Here is a 24,596-nt window from a genome sequence, read left to right on the forward strand (position 1 = left end):
CGCCAATTCCCTTCAAGGATAAAAACCCAACTTAGGTAAACCTTGAGTTTCTTCCCAACCCATCATGATGTTAAAACACTGAATTGCTTGTCCGGCTTTGCCTTTTATGAGGTTATCAATCACTGACATCACGATCGCGCGCCCAGTACGGGAATCAACTTCAATGCCTATATAACAAAGGTTACTACCTCCAGCCCATTTTGTTTGGGGGTAAATTCCGGGTTCGCAAATATTTACCCAAGGGCAGTTACGATAAAAAGCTCTGTAAATGGTGATCAAGTCATCTCTTACTAAACCTGGATCCCTTAGTCTGGCATATACCGTCGCTAAAACTCCTCTGACCATGGGAATTAGGTGAGGAGTAAACTGCACAGTAATTTCATGACGTGCTAATTCACTACAAACCTGCTCTATCTCTGGTGTATGCCGATGGTGGGCAATTCCGTAGGCTGTGAGGGAATTATCTGCTTCTGCTAATAGTAATTCTGTACTTGGATTTCTTCCTCCACTGGAAGTACCTGATTTCGCATCAATAATCGCAGTCTCTGGTACGATTAAACCCTGTTTAAGAAGGGGAGAAAGGGCTAATAAACTGGCAGTAGGATCGCAACCCGGACAACCAATTAATTGAGCTTCAGAAATGCGATCGCGATAAAGTTCTGGCAACCCATAAACTGCATTTTCTGCAACGGAAGTATCATGTCTTTCCTTCCCATACCATCGGGTGTATACTGTCAGATCGCTAAATCGGTAGTCGGCGCTCAAGTCAATTACTTTACAACCCTTGTCTAATAATTGAGGTACCATCTGGCAAGCTAAACCATTTGGTAGAGAAAGAAATACAGCTTCACACTTCCTGGCAATTTTATCCAATTCTGGAGGCTCAATGGATAAATCTACAACATGAGATAAATGCGGATAAATATCCCCAAAACTTTTACCGTTAACATTTCCAGAACTCTTGTCCCCACCCAAGTAAACTATTTCTACCTGTGGGTGGTCAATTAGTAATCGAATCAACTGTACTCCGCCATAGCCTGACGCGCCAATAACTCCTACAGGTACGCGCCGAAAATTACCCATGATATGAAATCCTTAATCAGTAGTTGGTTAACTTGTTGACTTGCTGCTTTTTTCTCAACCGTTCGCCAACCTTTTGTCTGGTAGATGCTGATTAGGAAAACGGCTGATAAATATAGCAGAATTCAGGAGTCAGAAGACAGGAGTCAGGAGTAGGGTGTATTTTACGACTGAATTCCAGCTTTTGCTCTGTACCTTTGTGACTCCCAATCTGCGATAAATTTCCTTAATAAATATCCCTGAGGTTTTTGCCGGGGTTGTAGTTTTCAGTTTCTTGAAGGAGGAGGTCGGAAAACATCTGGGTCGCCCGACTGTGTTTGCTTATTATGCTCAGCCACGAAAAGTATTTTCAAAACCTAATCCCAAGAATTAATTGTCAATTGTGATTTTAATGAACTTTGCCCCATGGTATTAGAAATGAAGTTTTGCCGCTTCATCTCAAAGTCATGTTATCGAATCATTGCTATTTTGCTTCCATAGTCAACCAAAGAAGCTACAATAAACGAATAAGTTTTTGTTAAAAAAGTTTACATTCGTCGGTCGCTGGAAATAGTAAGTGTCGCAGTCTAAGACTACCTTTAATCAAAATTTTGAGTTTGACTCTATAGAATCCGCTTTATCTGACCTGAAAGCTGGTCGCATTATTGTGGTTGTCGATGACGAAAATCGTGAAAATGAAGGCGACTTAATTTGCGCTGCTCAATTTGCGACGCCAGACACCATAAATTTTATGGCGGTGGAAGCACGGGGGTTAATTTGTTTGTCAATGACAGGCGATCGTCTAGACCAACTAGATTTGCCATTGATGGTAACTAATATTACCGATCCCAATCAAACTGCTTTTACTGTTAGTATTGATGCCTCTCCTGAATTAGGTGTAACCACCGGGATTTCTGCAGAAGACCGTGCCCGGACAATTCAAATTGCCCTCAATCCTGCTACCAAACCAGAAGATTTACGCCGTCCCGGACATATTTTTCCTCTGCGTGCAAAGAAAGGTGGGGTACTTAAACGGGCAGGACATACAGAAGCGGCTGTAGATTTATCTCGATTAGCAGGGTTATATCCTGCAGGGGTAATTTGTGAGATTCAGAACCCTGACGGTTCGATGGCGCGATTACCAGAGTTAATTGAATATGCTTCTAGACATCAGCTAAAAATAATTAGCATTGCCGATTTAATTAGTTATCGTCTGCAACATGATCGCTTAATTATTCGAGAAACCGTTGCTGAATTACCAACCCAGTTTGGTTTATTCAAAATCTACGCCTATCGTCACACCCTAGATAACTCAGAGCATGTCGCGATTGTTAAAGGTGACCCAGAACAGTTTGAAAAACAACCTGTAATGGTAAGAATGCATTCGGAATGTTTAACTGGGGATGCTATTGGTTCTTTGCGCTGTGACTGTCGGATGCAACTCCAAGCAGCATTAAAAATGATTGAGGATGCAGGGCAAGGCGTTGTGGTATACCTACGTCAAGAAGGTAGGGGTATCGGTTTAATTAATAAGCTCAAGGCTTACTCTTTGCAGGATCTTGGTCTCGATACAGTGGAAGCAAACAAACGTTTGGGATTTCCTGCTGACTTGCGCGATTATGGTATGGGGGCACAAATCCTTATGGACTTGGGTGTCCATAAAATGCGTTTGATTACTAATAATCCCCGTAAGATTGCCGGTGTTAAGGGCTATGGTCTAGAAGTTGTTGACAGAGTACCGTTGCTGATTGAATCAAACGACTACAATTCAATTTATTTAGCAACTAAGGCGAAAAAACTAGGTCACATGCTGCTGCAAACTTACTTGGTTACAGTAGCACTCCATTGGCAAGATAACCCAGAAGCAATTACGGAACGCTACGAGCGTTTGGAAAAATTACGACATTTAGCAAAAATTAACCACTTATTATTGCAAGAAGAAGCACGTCCGGTAGCAAATGCTTTGTTTGATAAACCCTCATTAATCGTCCATTTGGGTTTCGATCAAGCTAATATTGCTAGTCCTGATTGGTATCAACAACAAGGTCACCCTTATATTCAAGCAATTGGTGCAATTCTCGATCAATTGGTTAATTTACCTTACATTCAAAAATTAGAATTTCTGATTTCCTCAGGAGTAGATCCCCTAAGTTATTTGCAGGTGGGCTTAGATCGATATCATTTCCCTGAGGGTACTTTACCTTCTTCGATTTGCTGCGAACGCTTAGAAACTCAGAAAATTTATAGTTTTGGCGAGTAGTTGAGCTTAGTAAGTTTTCTTGCTGTGGTACTGAGTCACACCTGCGGTGTTCATCCGTTAGTATGCTTTCAAACGTGCTCATCATAGTATCTATTTTTATGAAATAGATATCAGAAAGAAATAGAGATGTAGCTGTGCTATGTCTCTATAAATGAAACAAAAACAACTCAAACAAGAATAAATTCAACAAAAATAAACTCAACAAAAATAAATAAAATTAGGCAGGATCGTAAATTTCTATCTGGCGTTTTACAGCTTCCTGTTCTTGTTTCTGAGAACTTGCTAGCACAGGTTGGCGATACTGATGTAATAAATCGAAAAACTTATTAAAATCAAAACTCCTGGGATCAATTCTTTGACCGGAACGATCTACTGCATAGTGTGTAGTAATACGTTCGTCAGGAATATCACTTTGAGCTAGTAACCAAGCGAGAGATTTGTATTGCAGATCGGTATAGCCGCTATGGGTTTTATAAGAATATTTACCATGAGCTTCGACTGGTGTTTCTAAAGAAACATGGTAAGCAAAGTTATTTACTGACGGCGGTAGATTTGGATTTGTTTTAACCGTTTCTATACCATTACTTCCCTCAAAAACTGAGTTTCCCGCACCGTAAGCACGTTTTTCTGGAGGGACTAAATATACTACGGTTCCATCTAACGTAATTAAAGCGTGGTAGCTAACTTGTTGACTATCATTAGTATGGTGAGTTTTGAAAGTATTAATCGCACTGGATGCAGAATTACTAGTTTCATGAATTACCACGATTGGTTGATGTCGGAGAGGTAATCCATTCACATCAACTGGGTAGCGATCGCCATAGTTACTTGGATCTGCCAAAGCAATTGTATATTTCGGCTTGTATTCCTGAAAATATTGTGTGGTTTGATATTTGATTGTAGGTAACTGCTGGACTTGACTTCTATTTTGGTTGTAATATTTATTTTTCTCGTAGGATTTATTTTGCTCGTAAGATTTATTTTCCTGCTGAGATAATTTTTGTTTATTTGATATTTTATTTTCAGTTATCTTATTGTCAGTACGAGAATTATCAATAGGTTTGTTTTGTTTTAATTTATTCTCTGAAGATTTTACTTTTAAATTAGGATTATTTGCTGAATTCGACGATATGTTATCTTTTGGTGCTTCTTTCTTTCGAATTGGATGAGAAAAAAGCTGTGTTTGTGAAGGATTCCAAGCTGTTTCTATTGTATTTTGTGGCTGAACTTCTGCTATTTTTTCTTCTGTCTTACTTTTATTCCCCACCAGAACAGCTAGAAGCAAAGAAGTTATTAATAAACTGATAATTAATAATCTTTTTAACCAAATATTAAAATTCATCTTTATTAAGATTAATATGGCTATTTTTCTAATATTATTGCTTTTGTTTCTATGAAGATAGGTTAATCTTATACCTCAGAAAAATCTCTAGGTAGCATAAATTTATTATTCGTTTTTTAACTCGTTTTGATTATGATTTTATTTTAATCTCACCTAAGTAAATGTAAAAAGAAATACTCAAAAAAACTGTAAATTATTTATATAAAAATAAAATTATTTTGTAATATAGACTGTCAACTATGTATATTAACACACAAAATTAGATGCAAAATATTTATCAAGAAACCTTAAATAAATAAAACTTGCTGTTCGCGTAGCGTTAGCTAAAAAAGTTTTTTCCAAAACATGAGGAATTAGGAGCTAGGAGAAGAATAGACCGCCCATGCGCGGCGTAAAGTCACCTAACGAATCTAAACATTAATATATGGCACTAATATATAGCACTACGTAATAATCTTAGGACATTGGTAAATCTGGCAAAGCTTTGATGTGCAAGCTTTTTACTTCTTACTTGCGCTTAGCGCTATAGTGGGGTGTATGCACAGAAGAATAGTGTAGAGAATTTGTGCACTACATAGATTTTGACTGACCATTAATCCTTGGAACGACACACCTTCTGATGTGAGCAAAGCCTATAGATAGCTGCCCCGGAGGTTAATATAACATTATTTGATTTTCAGAGACTTTTTAGTAACAGTGTAACCAGTTGTAACCCAGAGTAAAGCTCTTGCACCGTCACGAATTGATGTCGCAACAGGTTCGGACTGTTTTCGGGAAGGAACTGGTACCGCTTTAAAATTAATTCCTCTGCTACCCAATATAATCTCGCCGATGACTTTAGCCCGGCCCATATGGTATTTAGAGGTAATTAAATAGATACTTCTTATCCCGCGCCTTTCTAGATCGTCAACCAATGTTGTGAAGTTACTAACCGTATCCACTGCTTCATGATCCAGATAGAGACGTTTTACATCAACTCCAGCTTTAACAAATACTTGCTTTGTAGCTCCGTTGGGACTTCCGCCAGAAATTAAAATTGGTAAATTGGGATATTTACGAGCAAAGCCAGCGGTAAATTTTTCGCGTTCTAGTTTTCTAGTCGAACCACCTAATACTAAAATCGCTTGGGGTTGAATCAAATTATTACGAATCTCTTTGTATCCCCATAGTGATAGCAACATGAGGAAAAGTAAGGGAAGTTGGAAAGAAAGAACGTTAGGAAGTTTTTTATTCAAGGTTCTATAACTTCAGCCTATCCAAGGTTTTTAGATCGCGAGCAAAGCTCGGCAAATAGTCTTAAGTATATAAAATATGAGCCTAATTGACTAAGGTGTTTAACCCCTGACAATAATTGATTTATATAAAGTAGAAACTAAGAAAATAGACACTGACTGGAAATATTAAATATCCAGTAGCGTTAATAACTTCATTCTTGAACAGCAAAATTACGGTAAATTCAGCCTTAAATGACAAGCTCAAGTTTACCTAATATCAACTGCCAAGAGTATTTCACAAGTTCAAACGATTTTCAATAACCGCACCCTACAAGATTGAATTTAAATCAAATTGAGCGCCAAACAATTATCGAAATAAATACACGAATGAGGTACCCAATTGTATCGACAATTGGAATCATAATGAAGTTTGGAAAACTACTTTATTTGATTTTTCTTCACTACGGGACTGGCCAGATTCGAACCGGCGACCTACCGCTTAGGAGGCGGTTGCTCTATCCAGCTGAGCTACAGCCCCAATTACTATCACACTTAACTACTATCACGCTTAATATAATAGCACTTAAGATGAAGATGACCATGGGTCATTCCAAGAGCCGCCGCCTATTTCTAATCCACACAAGGAACTGCGTGCCGTCAGGATAGTTTTTATTTTTTTACTATTTATTTCTCGCAATTCTAATCCTAATTTCCCTTGCATGGTATCGCGACAGCAAAATATCAAGCCATCTTGTGTCGGTGCGCGTAGTGGAGTTCCGGGCAAATCAGTCGTTCCAATTAACTTTATCTCGTAGTTGTCGTTTTTGGCACTCATTTCCCATTTACCCCAAGGTTGAATATCCCAAGTTACATGGGAATTCCAAGGAACAAATTCATAGAATTTCCCTTGGTAATGTAAGCCAATCATGGCGACAGATTCCATCCACCACAAAACGCCACGTTTTCCACCACCTGCTGTTAATGCTAAGTCGGATTCGTTGTCAAAACTATTACAGTTCAGCCAAAACCATTTTTGAGGAAAAGCACCACCCCAATTTTTTTCGCCGTAGGCTGGAGCGTCAGTAAATTCATAGAGTTTACCATTCCAGTCTATTACACCACTGGCTAAGCCATGGGCCATCAAAATTTGCCAACCCGGTTCAAATATTTGTAAAAATGATAGCCATCCAGCAGTTGATTGTTGAATATTCCCTTGGTTACCCCAGCCATACACTGGTTTGATTTCGTACTCCCAGTAGCAGTAATTATTCGTGCTGCGATCGCGAATTAAACCCTGATTTAAGGTTGCTGTTGCTTGATATCCTTCTTTGATATGATTTTTAAATTCTTCGGGGGAAAGATAACAGGGTTTTGAAGAATTATTTTTTGAGGTAATATTTCTTGACCCCATAGTTCTGAAACCTGTATTGCTCGGGTAAAAATCTGTTTTTCCCCAGTGACCCAAAGCTAGTACATCAGGACTTCCCCAAAATTGATTCACATTAGGAAATGTTCGTACTAAATATTCATCATTGGGTCCAAGAATTTGTGCTCCACCACCACTGTGCTCTTGATCGCCAATGGGATCTTCTATGGAGTACATGAAAGCAAAAGTTTGCTTCTCTGTAGGTAAAGTAACGCGGTAATACCAACCTTCAAAGAATCGGCGAGCAGTACCGTCCCAATGATAACCACTATGAGGTGTTTGAGTTGACAATAAGGAAGCTGTGAAAGGAACTATCATAGAAAAAGATTAACAAGATTGATTATTATTATTTCCCCTATATGAAAAAGCACCTGGATATAAAAAGTGCTTACTATATCTTGGGATTGGAACCAGGTGCATCTTTCGCCCAGGTTAAGCAAGCTTACCGTCAGTTAGTAAAGATTTGGCATCCTGACTGTTTTTCTGACCTCGATAAAAAACAACAAGCAGAGCAAAAAATTAAAACTATTAATGAGGCTTACGAGTTACTCAAATCTTATCAAGCAGACTCATCCAATCGGCCCAAATTTTCTTCTCAGCAGCAAACAAATAAATCTCAAACAGATAAATCTAAACCTCAAACAGATACAACTCAATCGGGTAAAGAAGAAAAAAGTGAACCTCAAACAGAGAAAAAAACAACTAAAGTATATGTTTATCGTTCTAACGCCCAAACCTTTTATCAGTCAGGAGTAGATAAGGCTAATAGGGGCAGATACGAAGAGGCGATCGCAGATTTTACTAGAGCAATTCACCTCAACGCTCATTATGTTGAAGCATATAAATATCGTGCTTTTGTTTGTCATAAGTTGGGATACAAACATAGAGCTAATGCCGATTTAAATCAAGCTGCTAGGATCGAAGAAAATTTTCAATTTAATCGAACTAAAAGCTCTAGTTCAGATTTAAACTCGACCTGGAGGGAAGCAGTACGTTATCGAAAGAAATCATTTCTAGAAAGATTATGGGATAACTTCAAAGCATTTTGGAAAAAATTTTTTTTGGGAAAATTTTAAGTCTGGGAAATTGAGTAATTAATTTTAATTAATCAGTTCGACAGCGTCTCTGGGTGTCAGTGCTACACTCGATTCGCTGCTGACGTTTTCGAATAATAGTTTCTAAATTCGGTCTTCCAGTTAGAGCAAGTCGCCATTCAGCCCAAATACCATAAATGAGATTTGCGATTGCACCAATTATAGGTAATTTGGTAATTGCATAAACCCAACCCATTCCCAAAGCTTCATAAACGCGGCGAAAGACTTCCACATTTTTAATTACTGTACCGTCGGGTAATACTCCATGAATCCGTCCCATCGCAGCTTCAAAATCAACTCCACCATTTTCCTCTGGGTTGTAATCATCATCTGCAATATCTACAAATGCTACTAAATTTCTCCCAGCATCGCGTTTTTGTAAAAAGTTAACTTCACGGACGCACAGGGGACATTGACCATCGTAAAGTAGCTTAATTTCCCATGAAGGTGAAGACTGATTCAAGTTTTGGTCTGAGTCATAGATGACAGTATTTGGTGAAGACATATTTTTTCAGTCTGCTTAAACAGCACGCTTTTAAAAGTGAGGAAATATTCCTCACAATTAAATTGTCTCAAATTATTAAGGAAAATAAATAAAAATATCTAAATATATAGTTAAGTTACAAGTTTTTTGGGGTGAATTCTAGTTGTTTGTCCCATTAATTTTGAAATATTGAGATTGAGACTACATATTTCGAACTTCTCTTGGATAGATTTCGTGAAATATAAACAGAAGTTACCCAATTTACAAGTATTTAAACTGTTTTACAGCCTATTAATTTGAAAACTCACAATACAAGCAACCTACCAAAGGCTTGTAACTCATAGCTTATAGATTGCTCCCAAACATATCTATAATTATCCATGACAAATATCTATACATAAATTGTTACAAATTTTAGTATGATGAAATCATAAGCAAAATGAGTATTTATTCTTATTCACATGACAGCGGAACAATTTCCTTGGCTTACCGCGATTATCTTGTTACCACTCCTTGCAGCTCTCCTCATTCCCTTGCTGCCTGATAAGAATGGTAAATATGTACGTTGGTATGCCTTAGGCGTAGGTATAGCAGATTTTGTCTTAATGTGTGTTGCCTTTTGGCAAAATTACGATTCCAGTAGTGCGACTTTCCAACTAACAGAAAATTATGCTTGGGTTCCACAATTAGGAATAGACTGGGCAGTTTCGGTTGATGGTCTATCTGTTCCCTTGGTGCTTTTGGCAGGTTTTGTCACAACACTTTCCATGTTTTCAGCTTGGCAGGTTGACCGTAGACCCCGTTTATTTTACTTCTTAATGTTGGTGCTATATGCGGCACAGATTGGGGTCTTTGTAGCTCAAGACTTGTTGCTATTTTTCATCATGTGGGAAGTAGAACTAGTTCCTGTTTACTTACTGGTATGTATTTGGGGCGGTGCTAGACGTCGTTATGCAGCAACAAAGTTTATTCTCTACACTGCAGCAGCTTCCATATTTATTTTAGTCGCAGCGATCGCAATGGCATTTTATGGTGGCGGTGATGTGACCTTCGATATGGCTGCTCTGAAGATGAAGGATTTTCCACTGGCTTTAGAATTACTGCTGTATGCAGGTTTATTAATTGCTTTTGGCGTCAAACTAGCTATCTTCCCATTGCATACATGGTTACCGGATGCTCATGGCGAAGCTTCTACTCCAGTGTCAATGATTTTGGCGGGCGTACTCCTCAAAATGGGTGGATATGGATTAATTCGCCTTAACTTAGAGCTTCTTTCCGACGCACATATTTACTTTGCACCTGTTTTAGCAATTCTTGGTGTAGTTAACATTATCTACGGCGCGTTGAATTCTTTTGCTCAGACAAATATGAAGCGTCGTTTAGCATATTCCTCTGTTTCCCATATGGGTTTTGTTCTACTGGGTATTGCATCCTTCACTGACTTGGGAATCAATGGAGCAATGTTGCAGATGGTTTCCCATGGTTTGATTGCTGGAGTGCTATTCTTCTTAGCTGGTGTGACCTACGACCGCACCCATACAATGGCAATGAAAGAAATGGGCGGTCTAGCGTTAGCAATGCCAAGAGTATTCGCTTTATTTACTATAGGTGCAATGGGGTCTTTAGCCCTCCCTGGAATGAGTGGCTTTGTCGGTGAACTTTCTGTCTTTATCGGCTTGACAAGTAGTGATATCTATAGTTCAACATTCTGTACTGTAACTGTTTTTCTCGCAGCAGTAGGAATTATCCTGACACCGATTTATCTTCTCTCAATGCTCAGAGAAGTATTTTATGGTACAGGGAAAATGACCTGTGACATTACCAATGCCTTGCTCGAAAACAAGGAAGATGAAGGAGCAGTATGTTTCGGTACGGATTGTCTTTTACCTACTCAGTCTGTTTATCGCGATGCTAGTACCCGTGAAGTGTTTATTGCGACCTGCTTCTTGGCATTGATTATTGGTATTGGATTTTATCCTAAGTTTGTCATGCAGATGTATGACGTCAAAACAGTCGCTATAAATACTCAAGTTCGCGAATCTTATACCTTAGTTGCTGAAAGAAATCCTAATGTTTACGCAAAAGGATTTTTGACAGAGGAACTTGCTAAAGCTGAAATGTCTTCTGTTTTGGGGACTTTAGATTAACCCGTTTGCAATCCTAGTTTATTACTTGTACCTGCGTTATTCGCTGAATTTTAATTTACAACAGTGAAACCAGAAAAAAATAAACTTCAAAATATAAGCTTCAAAACAGAAACTTCAAAATAGAAACTTAGAAAAAATGTTCCAGACGCAGGTTAAAGACAAAGAGAGAAGAGAGTAGGAACACTAAGTTAACTTCGATGTTGAAAACTAAGCGGTTGCTTTTCGGGAGTGAAAGGCGATCGCTTTGCGCATGCACTTTGTGCTTATCGCTATTTTAATTCAATACGGTTCAGATAAGACTAAATCGGTTGGTAGAGACGTTGCATGCAACGTCTCTACATGCCCAAAATAATCATGGTTCAACCTTAACTGAACCGTATTGTATTTTAATTGATGTTTATTTAAATCTAGATTTTTCTCTAATTGCTAAACTGAATGCATCTCCCTTGGTTGTGAAATTCCTATTATGGCTCGTTGGTTCAATACTGCTGGTCCTTGTAAAGCTGATATCCACTACATGTTACCGCCAACGCTTCGGTTACCCAATTTAAAGCGTTTGATTGACCAACAAAGTTATTTTGTGATTTATGCACCCCGCCAAACTGGTAAAACTACTGCGATGTTGGCGCTAGCAAAACAACTAACAGAAAGCGGCAAATATTTTGCTATTATGGTTTCTGCAGAAGTTGGGGCACCTTTTAGTAATGACCCAGGTGAAGCTGAACTTGCTATTCTCAGTGCTTGGCGATTACGTACTCAGTTATATTTACCCGCAGATTTACACCTTCCTAATAATGTAGAACAAGGGAGTTCAGGACAGCGAATTCAAGCTACTTTACGAAACTGGTCACAAGCATCACCAAGACCTTTAGTGTTATTTATTGATGAAATCGACTCCTTACAAGATGAAGCCTTAATTTCAGTTTTGCGACAACTACGTGACGGTTACCCTATTCGTCCTGAAAATTTTCCACTTTCAATTGGGTTAGTTGGTTTACGAGATGTCAGAGATTACAAGGTCGCAAGTGGGGGTAGTAACAGATTAAATACTGCGAGTCCATTTAATATAAAAGTCCGCTCCCTAACCCTGAGGAATTTTACTGCTACAGAAGTTGGAGAGCTATACCAACAACACACTGATGATACCGGACAAGTTTTTACAGAGTCGGCAATCGAAACAGCCTTTGATTTGACTCAGGGACAGCCTTGGTTAGTAAATGCTTTGGCTAAAGAAGTAGTTGAAGAGATGGTAACAGATACGAATGTCGCCATTACATTGGAGCATATTCATAAAGCCAAGGAAATTTTAATTAAAAGACAAGATACTCATCTTGATTCCCTTGCAGAGAAATTACGAGAACCAAGGGTAAAAACAATTATTGAACCGATATTATCAGGACAAACATTGGGGGTAACCTCATCAGATGACCGACAATATTTGCTGGATTTGGGTTTGTTAAGAAGAGATCCTGCGGGAGGATTGATAATTGCAAATCCGATTTACAGAGAAGTTATTCCTCGCGTGTTAGTACAAGGAACTCAAGATACTTTACCTCACATCAGTCCTAGTTGGTTAACTCCATCTGGAGAATTGGATACAGATGCTTTACTAAAGGCGTTTATAGCATTTTGGCGACAGCATGGCGAACCGTTGCTTGGTAGTGCTGCTTAGCATGAGATTGCCCCACATTTAGTATTAATGGCATTTTTGCATCGCGTTGTGAATGGGGATGGAACCTTAGAACGGGAATATGCAATTGGGTGTGATCGCATGGATTTATGCTTGAAATATGGGAAGGTTACTTTAGGAATCGAACTAAAAACTTGGCGAGATAAAAAAGGAGATCCGTTGGAGTCGGGTCTGGAACAGTTAGATTCTTATTTGGCGCGGTTAGGAGTAAATTTTGGTTGGTTGGTGATTTTTGATTTGCGTGGGAAGGCTTTACCCATAGAGGAGCGTTTGAGTACTGAAGTTGCAATTAGTGAAAATGGGTGTTCTATTACCGTTGTTAGGGCGTGAAGTATAAATTAAACAGGACTTACGCAACGTTAGCATCGCGTGTCCGCAGGACATAGATTTGTCATTGCGACCGAAACGCAGTGTAGGGAAGCAATCTCATAGATTTTGGCGATTACGTCGCTGTCGCTCGTAATGACGTAGTTACGTTCATTTTGCGTAAGTCCTGTTAAATTTTAGATATCTTCACGAAAGTCAAGCGGTAATCTGGATGTTGTCATCAAAAATATTGGCTGAAGTGCGTAACACTTAGGGGAAATAAATCGTAAAACTTTCGTGTTTCCAAAAAAAGAACTACTAAGTCCATTATTGGGGCAGAAATACAGCAAAATAATTAAACTTGATAGCAAGCTTATAGAGTATTCAGAAGGCTGTTTGAAATAGAAATCTACTTTCTCTACAAAAATAAGACAAGACTAAAGTAACAATGGATACTTGTACTCCTACACAACAAAATGTTAAATAACTGTTACTTGATTGATTCAAAAAGTAAATTGAGCAGGTGATAGTGTTTAATGCAACAAGTTTAGCAAGTAAAAATAACTAATAATATAACTTGTAAGTTAATAAATTAACTTACATCACTATACTTTTGTGTTTAATTTTGATAGGCACTATTATCTTATTTTCTAAAGAAAACAGAAATTATATTTAGGAGTTTTAAGATGAGTTTATATATTTATGACCCCAGAATACACTTATTTGCTTTTTCTGCTAAAGAAAATGTCAATAATCGCAAAATAATTAATAAAAATTGGATTTGGGATAAGTGTAATGAAATTATTTCTAGAACAACTTTAAGTCAAAAATTTGATATCTTTCACCAAATCAATATTGATGCAGACACTACAAACTTAATTAAAATTTTCCAAGATGAAGATATTTTTCATCCAATTTTTTTTGATGAAAATGCTGAAATTATTCCTGAACAACCCAATAAAGATAAAGACTTAATTTTATTGCATACTAATAATAGTAGTGTTTATGCCATACAAATTGATGAAAACTATGGATTATGTATTAATTTTAATTTAAATCATCCAAGAATAGCGACTCAAACAGTTGAGGTAAATCAATTACGATTTCTAAATCCAGAAAATGTTTTAATTTTAGGTAACGAAGCAAATGACAGCAATCAATTTGTAGGTCAAACATTATTAATTACTGCTCAACTTTTAGAGCAAGATGAGCATAAAACAAATAAAGAGCTTAGAATTATTGCTAAACAATGTATTAAGGCTCTCTTTCCCGATAAGCACTATCCTTTTAATAGACAAGGTCAATTATTTAATAGTCCCATTTTTGAATACGGTAGTCTTAGACGTAAAAGCTTAGAGCGTTATCAACATATTCTAGTTTGGTTATTTTACAATCGACAGGAAAGAGAAAAATTTTATAAAAATTATAATGATTTTTTAGACTTATTTTTATACAGGGCTAGAATAACAAGTGCTTTTAAAGAAATTCGCCGTCAAGAAAATTTAATCGCAAAAGACCTTAAAGAAATTAACGATCAGATTGACAGTTTGCATTCTCATAAAAATAATATTAATCCGACAGAAGAAGAATTATTCTATTTTAAAAATAAGCTTACTAAGCTTCCAAAAATGGCAAGAGAGTATGGCAGAAAAATTGGTTGCATGTATGAATTTGAGTCCAGTTCAGTTGTTAAAGATAACTCTAAACTTTATCATGATAAGCTTACGGAGTTAGAGAAAAATACAGAAAATTTCAGCGATAAAGACATTAATTTTCTGAAAACTTTTATTGATAAAAACTGTAAAGACTTTCTAGAAAATACCGCAGCGAAACTGAAATATTTTGTATACAGTTCTACACTAACAGATAGTGCAATCGCATCAGTCAGAGGTCAAATTGCAATTGAACAAACAGAACTAGAAATTCAGCGACAAAAACGTGAAGCAAAAAGCCAATATAAACAGCAAATCACAATTCTAGCCATAGGTAGTGGTATTGCAGCCGGAGAAATTTTTGCATCCAGTTACGATCTAATAGATGAAGAGAAATTACCTCTAATAACTTCATACTATATTCATCCCTTTTTCTTATCTATTTTTTACAGTTTATTATTCGGCTCCTTTGTAGCAATACTTATTTGGACAACACCTCACATATGGAAGTTTGTAAATCAGAAATGGGAGTTGACAAAGATTAAAACTATTTCAAGATTTAAAGTTATTAAGAGACTCCTACTTAATACAAAGAACAGAAGAAATAATTACCCCCGCTAGTATCCTTTTGCTTGTCTATTTGTGTTCCCTATATTCACTCACTTCAGCAATCTACTACCTACCTACAATTTCCAATGCTTTACAACTAGGGTTTATTGGATATATTTCTGACTCCTATAGACAAAGGTAGTAAATTACGAATTTCTTCCCTGACACTCATCAGGATTTTACCAAGATGATTTTGTCCGCTTCTATCCGCACCACATCCCCAAAAATAATCCCTAGCGGAATCTTCCACTAATAATCGATCTCCGGTACTTAACAATATATCCCTGATATCGGCATGGGTAATAAATTTGGTCAAGACAGCTTTTCGCATGACTTCGGTTTTGCGTATGTCCCACTCCGGATGTGGTTTACGTGTCGAACAACGTCCTAAACTTGCTGCTTCTTCTGGGGTACCTACTTTATGAATTACTGGTATTACAGCTTCATACTCAGTGTCAACAAATTTTTGTGCTTGGTAGTAGTGTTCCACCGTTGACCAGTAAGCACCTTGAATGAAGATTGCATGTTCCGAAAAGTTGGAAAAACAGCCGTAAGGTTGCCAAACTTTGTAAAAATAAATAGCCATGTAAAATGTGTTTGTTATGAATCGATTTCTAAGATTTTGCAGACAGTCGCAAAGTTTCGGGAGATAAAAATTAAGGGTTTTAAGTTCGAGATTTGAGATTCAAGGTTGTAAATTCAAGATTTTAGATTCAAGATTTTAAATATAAAGATTTTTACATCATCACCGCTATCGTACATCTATTTTTTCTTATCGCAAAAACCACCAGTTAAACGGTTACTTTTCAATCTATTAACATTTTAGTTATTAAATATAATAATAGATAATTTTTGTAAAGATGTAATAATTTATATCAAACTTCAGATATTTGATAATGGGTAATAGCTCATTGGTCATAGGTGAAGAGAAGCAATTACCATACCATGGACTGAGGAGTCTTCATAGTAAATATCCTCTAAAACCGTATGTTTGCAAGCAACTATGAAATAAGTGGCTATGAAAAAAGTAATTGGGGCTGGGTTCTTTCGCAGTGGCAAAAACAAATAGGAGAATGGATTCAGTATCAATTACAGCGCTTTGATCGCACTTTACCTAATTGGTCACCTAATTGGTCGATTAGTAAAAACTTTGTAGATTTTCTCGGTATTTTATATTGGATTATTTTGGGCTTATTTTTCATTTGGGTCATTTGGCGTTTATGGCGAGAGTTTAGCCCTTATATTTATGCTTGGTTAGCTGATGAGCGTTTTTCACCCGAACAAAATGGAGAAAAATCTACCCCGGATTTATCTGTAGAATCATTAATTTCGCGATCGCAAAGTTTGTATCGTCAGGGAAATTACTCGGAAGCTTGTCGCTGTTTGTATGTTGCAATGCTACAAAAATTGCATGAAAAGAAAATTTTACGTCATAAATCTAGTCGCACCGATGGAGAATATTTACAGTTACTACAATTGTCTGTCACTCCGATGCAACCCTATGAAACTTTAATTACGACTCATGAGCAATTATGTTTCAATAATGCAGAAATTCAAGCGGAAAATTACCAACAATGTCAGCAAGCATATCGGGAAATTGAAGATTAATGAAACGTTCAAATCGCCTTGCTTGGTTTGGAGGAATTGTCATTCTTGCGATCGTTATTTTGACTTTGTTTAGCGCTCCTTCAGCGAACAAAATCCGTCAAGGTTCAACCTATAGTCGCTCTCCTGATGGTTATGGTGCTTGGTATGCTTATATGCAACAGCAAGGAATTAATATTCAACGCTGGCAAAAACCTTTTGCACAATTAAAGCAAAATAAAGTAAATCAACCAAAGCAAAAAAGTTTAAAAATAGAAAATTTAAAGTCAGAAGATTTAAATTCAGAAGATTTAAATTCAGAAAGTCTAACATTAAAAGAAATTCCAACTACTTTATTACAAATTTATGGTGCTGTAGTACCATCAGAACCCAATGACTTGGAACGAAAATGGGTTGAAGCTGGTAATACTTTAATTGTCCTTGGCGTTCGTCAACCTCCCACCAGTGCAAATTTTTCTACCTTTCAGAAATCTTCTCAGGGTGAGATCAAAATCGAAACTACCAGACGTTATCAATCTGAGGGAAGAAAACCTACCAGTCAAAAACCTAAGGAAAAAGTACAAATATCTCTAGGCGATCGCTTTGGGGCTATAGTTTGGGAACAGAAATTTGGTAAAGGAAAAATTATTTATTCTACTACTCCTTATTTAGCTGCTAATGCTTATCAAGATTATCAAAGTAATTATCAATATTTAGCGGAATTAGTAAATCAAAAAGGTCATAAGCTATTTGTAGATGAATATATTCACGGTTATAGAGATAGTAAACAAAATGAAACTAAGAAAAATAGCGGTGCTGCTCAAATATGGGAATATTTAGCAAATACACCAGTTTTTCCCATATCTATCCAAGCGGGAGTTTTACTTTTAGTATTGGTATTTGCTCAGAATCGTCGGCTAGGAAAAGCTATTTTTTTAGATAAACCTGTTGTTGATAATAGTGAAGCTTATATCCAAGCTTTAGCAGGAGTACTACAAAAAGCTGAATCTGCTAATTTTGTTGTAGAAATGGTCGGTAAACAAGAACTAATTCAGCTACAAAAAAAGTTGGGATTAGTTACCAGTCGCAGTGATGTAAATTCTCAAATAGATCGTGAAGAATTACTAAAAGCTTGGCGAAATCATACAGGAACCTCTGACACTCAGCTAAGTAAGATTTTACAGATTTATTCTCAATATTCTCAAAGTTCTCAAGACTCTCAAAAGCGTTCAATTAAAGATAAAGAATTAATAGATTGGTTAAATAATTGGGAGCAAATCAAACAAGTTTTGTCTGAAAAAGGAACAGGGAAAAGGGAACAGGGAAAGGAAAAAAGCTTTATAACTCCTTAACTCTTAATTATTTACTCTTTACTCCTTACTCATTACACCTGTAGAGACGTAGCATGCTACGTCTCTACGTCATTACTGTGCGCTGTCGCGCCCCGCAATACCTACGGTACGCTACCGCTAGCCGCTAACATTACTCCTAACCTCTGACTCCTGGGAAAACTTAAAATATAAGATACCAGGTGTTCAAATGTACCGCCTTAATAAACAAGCCTAAAAGCATTTAAATAATCTTCCTGTCTGGTTTTTAGGGTATTATCCCCAGACATATTGCACCATGTTTGGCTGTGTTTGGAAATTTACTTTTGATGAGTTTAAAGTTGCGCGAGAACGCGCAGCACGGTTAGAAGCGATCGCATTTCAAGATACAAACGCTTTAAAACCACTCAAAGCAGTGGAGGAAAGTATTAAAGAAGCAAAAAAACAATATCAACAAGCAAAAAATATTTCAGATCGAGAACAAGCGATCGCTGCATGGCAAATATCAATTAATCAGTTAAATTTAATACCTCAACAAACCCTAGCAGGAAAAACAGCAAAAGCTAAGCTCAAAGTCTATCAACAAGAATTTCAAAATGCTGTGGTTTCTTCCTTTATCAGTGCTGCTGAAGAATTTAATACCGAAGCGGAAAAAATTACAGCTACACAACCTCAAGTTGCTGCAGAGTTATTAAAACAAGCTGTCACACATTTGAATAAAGTACCTACAGATAATCCCCGCTATTTGGAAGCACAAAAACTGTCAGCGATTTACCAAGTAAAAACAAAAACACTTGCTAATTCTAATGGTGGTAATTATATTAAAGCAGCAAAAGGATTTGCGATCGCAGCGGCTAAAGCATCACAAAACCCACCTCATAGGGCTGAAACTTGGGGAGAAATCGCTAAATTATGGCAAAAAGCAATTGAAAAACTGGAAAAAATTCAAGTTAGAGAACCGAGTTACAGTGAAGCACAAAATTTACTAGCAACATACCAGACAAATTTAGGTACGATTAAAACTCGCCAAAAGTTGGAAATTGAAGCTCAACAAAAACTACAGCAAGCTCACAGACAAATTCAAAATTTAATTGCAAATTCTGGGTCGAATCCTCAACAATTTAAGGCTCAAATTCAAGGTGTAATCAATCAATTGAAAACGATAAGTGCGGGAACTACTGCTTATAAAGAAGCGGAACAGTTATTAAAGTCAGCATATGACAAACTAAAACAAACTTGAAATTGATATTAATTATTAGCCAAAATCATAGTTCCCTGTAGAGACGTTGCAGAGCCTGCGGCGTCGGCGTTAGCCTCTGCAACGTCTCTACGTTTTTGGGATTTACCGAAAAATACTTAATTCGTGGAGTAGTAATATATCAATGTGCTAGCAATTAATCTACACTAAGCCTTATCCTTGAGTCTCCTCTATGAAAAAGCTGCTTAGAAATCCTTTATTTTTATTTATATTTGGTGCGATCGCGGCTACGGTCATTGGCTATTTAATCAATCAATTACCTAACATTCCTAATTTTCCTCACAAAACCGAAATACTGTTTGCTGCTGTATTTATCTTCACTATATTGACTGCTTTAGTTGCATATCAGCAAGCACAACAACAACCGGAAGATGCACCTGCAGATATTGACCCCACAATTCGTCCCAGATTACTCGAAGCAGAAGGTACAAAAGTCAAACAAAGGTTGCGTGATTCTTTACATGACTTGCTAATGCTCGATTTGAGACGGGAGGAACAACCGCAGCAAGTTGCTCGGAAACCGCTTCAGACTTTGTATACAGTATCGGTTAACAACACCATAAGTCAGCCGAAGGTGAAGGTACTCGACAAAATAATAGATGTATTGCGACGGGATGATATTGGTGGACGTTTATTAATTTTAGGAAAACCAGGAAGCGGAAAAACCACAACCCTACTAGATTTAGCTGAAGAATTACTCGAGCGAGCAAAAAATAATCACAGCGAACCTATACCGATAATTTTTGAACTTTCAGCTTGGCGCGATGATAGTGTAAATTTTTTAGGTTGGTTAATTATTCAACTCAAGGAAGAATATAATCTTACACCGGGGATAAGTCGATTTTGGTTAGAACGGGGTGAAGTTTTACCGTTATTGGATGGTTTGGATGAATTGGGTTTAGAAAAACAGAGAAAATGTATTCGAGCAATCAATAAATATTTAAGTGAAGATGCGAAGCGGGATTTGGTAGTTTGCTGTCGAGAAGAAGAATATATTGCAGGGGAGGAACAACTTGCGGAGTTGCATGGTGCTGTCTGTTTGCAACCGTTGAGCAATAAACAAATTCAAAATTATTTAGAAGTATTTGACCGAGGAGATTTGTGGCACAGTATAGAAAATAATGCTGAGTTTTTGGAGTTAGCAAAAACTCCTTTGTTATTGTCAATGATGGTTGTTGCTTATCAAGGACAAGCAATACACACAAAGGAAGAATTATTTGATTCTTATATTGAGCGCAGGTTTGAGTTAAATCCTGTGAATCAAGAGGAGCCACAGCGTAGAAAAACAATTCACTTTTTGAAGTTTTTAGCTAACCGCTTGAAAGAAACGCAGACGGAATTTTTAATTGAAAATATTCAGCCTGATTGGCTACTAAGTAGTAGGCAAAAATTTTTTCACAGACTCATTGTCGGGCTGATTTTCGGGCTGATTGTCGGGCTGATTGTCGGGCTGATTTTCGGGCTGATTTTCGGGCTGATTTTCGGGCTGATTTTCGGGCTGAGTTACGGGCTGAATTACGGACTGATTAAGATTGAAACAGTAGAGGAAATAAGATTTTCTTTTAAACCTGAAAAACGAAAACAATATATCAAAAATTTGATTGACGGGCTGATTGTCGGGTTGATTTACGGACTGATTTGTGGGCTGATTTTAGGACCGATTTACGGGCTGATTTTTGTGCCAATTTTCGGGCTGATTTTCGGGCTAATTTTCGGGCTGATTTTCGGGCTAAAAGATGAGATTTTAAATAAATCTTTTCCCAATCAAGGTATTTGGACTTCTGCTAAAAATACGCTTATTTTCACAGTTTTATGTAGCTCAATTTTTACTTTTGTACAGGTTTGGTTAAAATCATCATTATCCCAGTTTATTAGAGTTGATAATATAGATTTTATTTTGAAATTATCTCAATTCCTTGTAGTATTTTTAGTATTTTTCTATGGAGGTGGACTAGCCTGCATAAAACACTTTTCCCTCCGCTTAGTACTTTGGCACAATGATTACATCCCTTGGAATTATGCCCAATTCCTCGACCGTGCTGCAGAACGTCGTATCATCCAAAAAGTAGGTGGTAGCTATCGCTTCATTCACCGTTTACTACTCGATCATTTCGCCGATATGCCTATTTCTACAAGTTCACTAAAATAGATAAAGAAATTAAATTTATAGTTTATTAATATTATATGGCGGTGCGTTAATGTGTGGCGATAAAGGCGACCAAAAAACATTCTCTTGCGTATATATAGCGTTTTCCATTTGAATCAAATACATTTTATATTCCTATTCTGTAGAGACGTTGCATGCAACGTCTCTACAAAGTGTCATGCACTCAACCGAAAACCACTATAAATCCTTGTATATGACTTTTAATCGCAACGGTGCATTACGGTGCAATTGGAGATTATCTCATAAATCCAAGATTTATTTTTGCACCTAACAGCACCCTACAATTATTTTATTTTTGATTTATAAATACACTTTCTTAAAGTATTAGACAATTAAATAATTAGAAAAATAATTAGGGATTTCCAAACAATAATTTATACCATAACCCTTAGCTGTAGGGACGCACCAACGTGCGCCCAAAAATATATAATTCAACCAATTTATACCCTAAATAATGGTATATCTCCTTATTTGGAATTCCCCTTGGCATGCGACGATACAAAACTTAAAATATACGGAAAATAAACGGATAGTGGAAAGGTTCGTCAGGATTACCCAAACAACTTAACAAAGCCCAAATTGTTAATCCCCAGTGAAGTAAAAAACCGAGAGCCAGTAAGGGGAAAAATAAAATTCCACCTAACCCAAAAGTAAGCCAAGATATAACACCCACCGGTACGCCAATTACAGTCGCCCAAAACCAAACATTGAGGTGAAAATTCATCGATTCTTTGGCGTTACTTCGAACAACCGGATCGTCAGAAATAATATTGATTCCAAATGGTACAGCGAATGACAAAAACGCCGTGCTAAAAAAGATTGCTGCGTGACACAAACAAGATAACAATCGACGTTTATCGCGATTATAGGTAATTTCTTGCATTCAGGAACTCCTTAGTCTATTTTCTATGGTCTATTTTTTATTAACTTGCTCTCCTAATTGCAATTTTAACGGGCAGATACTTAAGTTGAATATTGGAGTTTGCCGTACTCAAGAAAATGTTAACCTTTAACAAAATTCAGCAATTTAGCTCAGAGGCAGTTATTAACTTTACACTAAATCTCTGTGCAGAAGAGCGTACTCGATCGCGTCATCGTTTCGCTACTGAAGAAGGGGAAATTGTATGTTTGCGTTTACCTAGAGGAACTGTACTGCAAGATAGTGATATTCTCGTAGATGATACTAAAAAATATTTAGCAAAAATTATAGCTAAACCAGAAGAAGTTTTGACTGTATATGCCGAGCAAAACATTGATTTAATTAGAGCAGCTTACCATTTAGGTAACCGTCATGTTCCTTTAGAAATCACTACAAATTATTTGAGATTGTCACCGGACCCAGTATTGCGTAAAATGCTGGAGACATTGAACTTGAAAATCAAAAAAGAAACCGTCCCATTTCAACCACAAAAAGGTGCTTATGAACACCAATTACGGCATGCGCACTGAGGATGAGTACACATTTAATAATAATAATTTATTACGTCTTTTACAGTTAGCTAGCCCAACTTTACCTGTCGGAGCATACAGTTATTCTGAAGGTTTGGAAACTTTAGTTGAAGTCAACACAATTCACGATCGCGATAGTCTTAAGCAGTGGTTGACTGCAGAATTAAAATACGGTGCAATTCGTTTAGAAACAGCTATTGTTGTAAGAAGTTACAAATGTGCAAGTGCAGGAGATTGCCAAGCATTATATGATTGGAATGTATGGCTATCAGCAGCAAGAGAAACTGAGGAATTACGTAATTCTAGTTGGCAAATGGGACGAAGTCTTTCTCAACTGATGAGTAAACTTCAGCCCCAGGTTAAACCATTAATTGAAGCTGTGGGAGAACCTTGTAATTATGCGATCGCCTTTGGGGTCGCAGCAGCATTTTGGCAAATTCAAATACAAGCAGTCTTGTTGGGTTACCTTCAAAGTTGGTTAACTAATTTAATTGCTGCAGGAATAAAACTTATCCCCCTAGGACAAACAACCGGACAGCAATTATTAGTGGAATTTCAACCCTTATTAATAGAAACAATTAAAACAGTTATAGAGTTGGAAGATGACGAACTTTCTTGTTGCAGCTTGGGCTTATCTTTAGCAAGCATGACGCACGAAACGCAGTATAGTAGGCTGTTTAGGAGTTAATAGTAATTGGTAATTGGTAATTGGTAATTGGTAATTGGTAATGAGCAGGTAACTTTTCCTGTTCCTTATTTCCTGTTCCCTTTTAACTGTAGCCCGTAAGGGCGTGGCGTTAGCCATAAACTGGTAACTGTTAGCGGATCCGTAGGTAGCGCAGCTATAGCTATAGGGTGCGCGACAGCATATTAACTGACAACTGGTAACTGATAACTGATAACTGACAACCGATCATGAATGCATTTCGAGTTGGAGTCGCTGGACCCGTTGGTTCTGGGAAAACAGCCCTAGTTGATGCTTTATGCAAAACAATGCGTCAGTCCCATAATTTGGCTGTCGTAACCAACGATATTTACACTCAAGAAGACGCACAATTTCTAGTTCGTTCTCAAGCTTTAGATCGAGAACGCATATTGGGAGTGGAAACTGGTGGTTGTCCCCATACAGCTATCCGTGAAGATGCTTCAATGAATTTAGCTGCTATTGAAGATTTAGAAGTACGCTTTACCGATCTAGATTTAGTGTTTTTGGAAAGTGGTGGCGATAATTTAGCTGCAACTTTCAGTCCAGAATTAGTAGATTTAACAATTTACGTGATTGATGTTGCTGCTGGGGATAAAATCCCTCGTAAGGGTGGTCCAGGAATTACTAAGTCAGATTTGTTGGTTATCAATAAAACTGATTTAGCTCCTTATGTGGGTGCAGATCTCAAAGTCATGGAGACGGATACACTAAGGATGCGGGGTAACAAACCTTTTGTATTTACTAACTTAAAAACTCAAGATGGACTCTCACAGGTAGTTAAATTCATCTCTGATAGTCTTTGCTAATCACTAATTCAAGTA

At 37.2% G+C, this 24,596-nt stretch carries 18 protein-coding genes, 1 tRNA gene and 1 pseudogene; 12 read left to right on the forward strand and 8 right to left on the reverse strand.

Annotated elements, in window-relative coordinates; translation table 11 throughout:
- Window positions 1-12 precede the first annotated feature (12 nt).
- Window positions 13-1,083, reverse strand: a complete 1,071-nt coding sequence (gene argC / locus BC008_RS32195; RefSeq protein ID WP_027844636.1) for an N-acetyl-gamma-glutamyl-phosphate reductase — start codon at window positions 1,081-1,083, stop codon at window positions 13-15.
- 553 nt (window positions 1,084-1,636) lie between these two features.
- Between argC and ribBA the strand changes: the two genes are divergently transcribed.
- Window positions 1,637-3,319 (forward strand): bifunctional 3,4-dihydroxy-2-butanone-4-phosphate synthase/GTP cyclohydrolase II, encoded by a 1,683-nt coding sequence (ribBA, locus tag BC008_RS32200; protein WP_027844635.1) that lies wholly within the window; start codon window positions 1,637-1,639, stop codon window positions 3,317-3,319.
- Between the two features lie 217 nt (window positions 3,320-3,536).
- Here the strand turns inward: ribBA and BC008_RS47795 are convergent, their stop codons facing one another.
- From BC008_RS47795 to BC008_RS32220, 4 genes are all read right to left on the reverse strand, one after another.
- On the reverse strand, window positions 3,537-4,661 hold the full coding sequence (locus BC008_RS47795) for an N-acetylmuramoyl-L-alanine amidase (protein WP_082650682.1): 1,125 nt from the start codon (window positions 4,659-4,661) through the stop codon (window positions 3,537-3,539).
- A gap of 665 nt (window positions 4,662-5,326) precedes the next feature.
- A complete protein-coding gene (locus tag BC008_RS32210) occupies window positions 5,327-5,842 on the reverse strand; it encodes a YdcF family protein (protein WP_058184205.1) in 516 nt (171 codons plus the stop codon).
- A 497-nt stretch (window positions 5,843-6,339) separates the two neighbouring features.
- Window positions 6,340-6,413 (reverse strand) — tRNA-Arg (locus BC008_RS32215).
- A 45-nt stretch (window positions 6,414-6,458) separates the two neighbouring features.
- On the reverse strand, window positions 6,459-7,619 hold the full coding sequence (locus BC008_RS32220) for a tocopherol cyclase family protein (RefSeq protein ID WP_027844634.1): 1,161 nt from the start codon (window positions 7,617-7,619) through the stop codon (window positions 6,459-6,461).
- 41 nt (window positions 7,620-7,660) lie between these two features.
- On the opposite strand from BC008_RS32220, the gene BC008_RS32225 reads away from it, so the two are divergent.
- Window positions 7,661-8,377, forward strand: coding sequence for a J domain-containing protein (locus BC008_RS32225; protein ID WP_058184206.1), 717 nt, complete (start codon window positions 7,661-7,663; stop codon window positions 8,375-8,377).
- Between the two features lie 28 nt (window positions 8,378-8,405).
- On the opposite strand, the gene BC008_RS32230 is transcribed toward BC008_RS32225, so the two are convergent.
- Window positions 8,406-8,900, reverse strand: coding sequence for a thiol-disulfide oxidoreductase DCC family protein (locus BC008_RS32230; RefSeq protein ID WP_027844633.1), 495 nt, complete (start codon window positions 8,898-8,900; stop codon window positions 8,406-8,408).
- A 440-nt stretch (window positions 8,901-9,340) separates the two neighbouring features.
- Between BC008_RS32230 and BC008_RS32235 the strand changes: the two genes are divergently transcribed.
- The 3 genes and pseudogenes from BC008_RS32235 (at window position 9,341) to BC008_RS32245 (ending at window position 15,295) form a co-directional block, all read left to right on the forward strand.
- On the forward strand, window positions 9,341-11,026 hold the full coding sequence (locus BC008_RS32235) for an NAD(P)H-quinone oxidoreductase subunit 4 (RefSeq protein ID WP_027844632.1): 1,686 nt from the start codon (window positions 9,341-9,343) through the stop codon (window positions 11,024-11,026).
- 466 nt (window positions 11,027-11,492) lie between these two features.
- Window positions 11,493-13,046 (forward strand): annotated as a pseudogene (locus tag BC008_RS32240) (AAA family ATPase).
- 662 nt (window positions 13,047-13,708) lie between these two features.
- The gene (locus BC008_RS32245; protein WP_027845921.1) at window positions 13,709-15,295 is read left to right on the forward strand and encodes a hypothetical protein; all 1,587 of its coding nucleotides are present in this window, start codon (window positions 13,709-13,711) and stop codon (window positions 15,293-15,295) included.
- 85 nt (window positions 15,296-15,380) lie between these two features.
- Here the strand turns inward: BC008_RS32245 and BC008_RS32250 are convergent, their stop codons facing one another.
- Window positions 15,381-15,869 carry an NADAR family protein gene (locus BC008_RS32250; RefSeq protein WP_027845922.1) on the reverse strand — a complete coding sequence of 163 codons (489 nt, stop codon included), beginning with the start codon at window positions 15,867-15,869 and terminating at the stop codon, window positions 15,381-15,383.
- Between the two features lie 401 nt (window positions 15,870-16,270).
- Between BC008_RS32250 and BC008_RS32255 the strand changes: the two genes are divergently transcribed.
- The 4 genes from BC008_RS32255 (at window position 16,271) to BC008_RS32270 (ending at window position 21,602) form a co-directional block, all read left to right on the forward strand.
- A complete protein-coding gene (locus tag BC008_RS32255; protein ID WP_027845923.1) occupies window positions 16,271-16,891 on the forward strand; it encodes a DUF4129 domain-containing protein in 621 nt (206 codons plus the stop codon).
- On the forward strand, window positions 16,891-18,219 hold the full coding sequence (locus tag BC008_RS32260; RefSeq protein WP_058184207.1) for a DUF4350 domain-containing protein: 1,329 nt from the start codon (window positions 16,891-16,893) through the stop codon (window positions 18,217-18,219). Before BC008_RS32255 ends, BC008_RS32260 begins: the two co-directional genes overlap by 1 nt.
- A 274-nt stretch (window positions 18,220-18,493) precedes the next feature.
- Window positions 18,494-19,435, forward strand: a complete 942-nt coding sequence (locus BC008_RS32265) for a hypothetical protein (protein WP_058184208.1) — start codon at window positions 18,494-18,496, stop codon at window positions 19,433-19,435.
- Window positions 19,436-19,625: 190 nt separating this feature from the next.
- Window positions 19,626-21,602 carry an NACHT domain-containing protein gene (locus BC008_RS32270; protein ID WP_058184209.1) on the forward strand — a complete coding sequence of 659 codons (1,977 nt, stop codon included), beginning with the start codon at window positions 19,626-19,628 and terminating at the stop codon, window positions 21,600-21,602.
- Window positions 21,603-22,125: 523 nt separating this feature from the next.
- Here the strand turns inward: BC008_RS32270 and BC008_RS32275 are convergent.
- A complete protein-coding gene (locus tag BC008_RS32275) occupies window positions 22,126-22,503 on the reverse strand; it encodes a DUF4870 domain-containing protein (protein ID WP_058184210.1) in 378 nt (125 codons plus the stop codon).
- 116 nt (window positions 22,504-22,619) lie between these two features.
- Between BC008_RS32275 and ureE the strand changes: the two genes are divergently transcribed.
- The 3 genes from ureE to ureG all read left to right on the forward strand — a co-directional run bounded on the left by ureE (window position 22,620) and on the right by ureG (window position 24,581).
- Window positions 22,620-23,069 carry an urease accessory protein UreE gene (gene ureE, locus BC008_RS32280; RefSeq protein WP_027846934.1) on the forward strand — a complete coding sequence of 150 codons (450 nt, stop codon included), beginning with the start codon at window positions 22,620-22,622 and terminating at the stop codon, window positions 23,067-23,069.
- Window positions 23,041-23,757 carry an urease accessory protein UreF gene (locus BC008_RS32285; RefSeq protein WP_235595968.1) on the forward strand — a complete coding sequence of 239 codons (717 nt, stop codon included), beginning with the start codon at window positions 23,041-23,043 and terminating at the stop codon, window positions 23,755-23,757. The genes ureE and BC008_RS32285 overlap by 29 nt, the downstream gene beginning before the upstream one ends.
- A 227-nt stretch (window positions 23,758-23,984) precedes the next feature.
- Entirely contained in the window at window positions 23,985-24,581 is a 597-nt protein-coding gene (gene ureG, locus BC008_RS32290; RefSeq protein ID WP_027844931.1) for an urease accessory protein UreG, read from the forward strand.
- The last annotated feature ends 15 nt before the right edge of the window (window positions 24,582-24,596 follow it).

The organism is Mastigocoleus testarum BC008, assembly GCF_001456025.1.
Taxonomy (GTDB): domain Bacteria; phylum Cyanobacteriota; class Cyanobacteriia; order Cyanobacteriales; family Nostocaceae; genus Mastigocoleus; species Mastigocoleus testarum.

Bases quoted from the DNA above. Each gene is read 5' to 3' on its own strand.
- argC (WP_027844636.1), bottom strand. From the start codon at position 1,083: ATGGGTAATTTTCGGCGCGTACCTGTAGGAGTTATTGGCGCGTCAGGC.
- BC008_RS47795 (WP_082650682.1), bottom strand. From the start codon at position 4,661: ATGAATTTTAATATTTGGTTAAAAAGATTATTAATTATCAGTTTATTA.
- BC008_RS32210 (WP_058184205.1), bottom strand. From the start codon at position 5,842: ATGTTGCTATCACTATGGGGATACAAAGAGATTCGTAATAATTTGATT.
- BC008_RS32220 (WP_027844634.1), bottom strand. From the start codon at position 7,619: ATGATAGTTCCTTTCACAGCTTCCTTATTGTCAACTCAAACACCTCAT.
- BC008_RS32225 (WP_058184206.1), top strand. From the start codon at position 7,661: ATGAAAAAGCACCTGGATATAAAAAGTGCTTACTATATCTTGGGATTG.
- BC008_RS32230 (WP_027844633.1), bottom strand. From the start codon at position 8,900: ATGTCTTCACCAAATACTGTCATCTATGACTCAGACCAAAACTTGAAT.
- BC008_RS32235 (WP_027844632.1), top strand. From the start codon at position 9,341: ATGACAGCGGAACAATTTCCTTGGCTTACCGCGATTATCTTGTTACCA.
- BC008_RS32245 (WP_027845921.1), top strand. From the start codon at position 13,709: ATGAGTTTATATATTTATGACCCCAGAATACACTTATTTGCTTTTTCT.
- BC008_RS32250 (WP_027845922.1), bottom strand. From the start codon at position 15,869: ATGGCTATTTATTTTTACAAAGTTTGGCAACCTTACGGCTGTTTTTCC.
- BC008_RS32255 (WP_027845923.1), top strand. From the start codon at position 16,271: ATGTTTGCAAGCAACTATGAAATAAGTGGCTATGAAAAAAGTAATTGG.
- BC008_RS32260 (WP_058184207.1), top strand. From the start codon at position 16,891: ATGAAACGTTCAAATCGCCTTGCTTGGTTTGGAGGAATTGTCATTCTT.
- BC008_RS32265 (WP_058184208.1), top strand. From the start codon at position 18,494: ATGTTTGGCTGTGTTTGGAAATTTACTTTTGATGAGTTTAAAGTTGCG.
- BC008_RS32270 (WP_058184209.1), top strand. From the start codon at position 19,626: ATGAAAAAGCTGCTTAGAAATCCTTTATTTTTATTTATATTTGGTGCG.
- BC008_RS32275 (WP_058184210.1), bottom strand. From the start codon at position 22,503: ATGCAAGAAATTACCTATAATCGCGATAAACGTCGATTGTTATCTTGT.
- ureE (WP_027846934.1), top strand. From the start codon at position 22,620: ATGTTAACCTTTAACAAAATTCAGCAATTTAGCTCAGAGGCAGTTATT.
- BC008_RS32285 (WP_235595968.1), top strand. From the start codon at position 23,041: ATGAACACCAATTACGGCATGCGCACTGAGGATGAGTACACATTTAAT.
- ureG (WP_027844931.1), top strand. From the start codon at position 23,985: ATGAATGCATTTCGAGTTGGAGTCGCTGGACCCGTTGGTTCTGGGAAA.